We start from the raw sequence: 641 nt of genomic DNA on the forward strand, positions 1-641 counted from the left end.
GCCGCATCATAAGCAGCATAGACCTTATTCTCATCATGCCCACCACGATTCAAGCGCCATACATCATTATCAGACATATGTGCCACCATCGCTTTAAGCTCTGGACTGTTGAAGAAATGCTCACGCACATAGGCGCCATCACGAGATTTATAGGTTTGATAGTCCCCATCAACACATTCCATCATCCGTTTGCGTAAGATGCCATCATGATCTTGCGCTAAGAGTGAATCCCAACCATTTCCCCAGATCAGCTTGATCACATTCCAGTTATTTCCGCGGAATCCTGATTCTAACTCCTGAATGATCTTACCATTACCTCGAACCGGACCATCTAAACGCTGTAAGTTACAGTTGATCACAAAGATCAAGTTATCTAACTTTTCACGACCAGCAAGGGAGATTGCACCTAATGATTCTGGTTCATCCATCTCACCATCACCACAGAAACACCAAACTTTTCGGCCTTCTGTATTCGCAAGTCCTCTTGAGTGTAAATATTTTAAGAAACGTGCTTGATAGATTGCTTGAATAGGTCCTAATCCCATCGATACCGTTGGGAATTGCCAGAAATCCTTCATGAGCCAAGGATGCGGGTAGGAAGAGAGCCCTTTATTATCAACTTCACGGCGGAAGTTATCCAT

1 protein-coding gene is annotated in these 641 nt (G+C 44.0%); it reads right to left on the reverse strand.

Going from position 1 to position 641, the window contains the following annotated elements; all coding sequences use genetic code 11:
* Positions 1-641: thiamine pyrophosphate-binding protein (locus FK530_RS27570; RefSeq protein ID WP_500487560.1), on the reverse strand; the 641-nt coding region annotated here is incomplete at both ends.

The sequence above is a fragment of the Tsukamurella conjunctivitidis genome (assembly GCF_007858475.1).
GTDB classification, from domain to species: Bacteria; Actinomycetota; Actinomycetes; order Mycobacteriales; family Mycobacteriaceae; genus Tsukamurella; species Tsukamurella conjunctivitidis.